The organism is Blautia sp. 210820-DFI.6.14, from assembly GCF_020558815.1.
GTDB classification, from domain to species: domain Bacteria; phylum Bacillota; class Clostridia; order Lachnospirales; family Lachnospiraceae; genus Blautia_A; species Blautia_A obeum.
In genome coordinates this window covers 1-765 of sequence record NZ_JAJCKS010000087.1, presented here as the reverse complement: position 1 = coordinate 765, position 765 = coordinate 1, and the positions used below count along the sequence as shown (strand labels likewise).

At 57.1% G+C, this 765-nt stretch carries 1 rRNA gene; it reads right to left on the bottom strand.

Annotated features, from left to right (window positions below):
* Positions 1-765, bottom strand: a 23S ribosomal RNA gene (locus LI112_RS17840); the annotation flags it as partial.

Below are 765 nucleotides of genomic sequence, written 5' to 3'. Positions count from 1 at the left end.
TTGGTCAAGCCCTCACCCTATTAGTAGCAGTCAGCTCCATGTGTTACCACACTTCCACCCCTGCCCTATCGACCTCGTCGTCTTCAAGGGGGTTTACTCCTTTCGGATGGGATATCTCATCTTGAGGGGGGCTTCACGCTTAGATGCCTTCAGCGTTTATCCCTTCCGGGCTTGGCTACCCGGCTATAGACTTGGCAGTCTAACCGGTGCACCAGCGGCCCGTCCATCCCGGTCCTCTCGTACTAAGGACAGCTCCTCTCAGATATCCTACGCCCACGCCGGATAGGGACCGAACTGTCTCACGACGTTCTGAACCCAGCTCGCGTACCGCTTTAATGGGCGAACAGCCCAACCCTTGGGACCTACTACAGCCCCAGGATGCGATGAGCCGACATCGAGGTGCCAAACCACTCCGTCGATGTGAACTCTTGGGAGTGATAAGCCTGTTATCCCCAGGGTAGCTTTTATCCGTTGAGCGATGGCATTCCCACTTAATACCACCGGATCACTAAGCCCTACTTTCGTACCTGCTCCACCCGTCGGTGTCGCAGTCAAGCTCCCTTCTGCCTTTGCACTCTTTGGATGGTTTCCGTCCATCCTGAGGGAACCTTTGGGCGCCTCCGATACCCTTTCGGAGGCGACCGCCCCAGTCAAACTCCCCGTCTGGCATTGTCCCACCGCCGGGTCACGGCGGCTGGTTAGAAACCCAATACTGCAAGGGTGGTATCCCAACAGCGGCTCCTCGGCAACTGGCGTTACCGATTC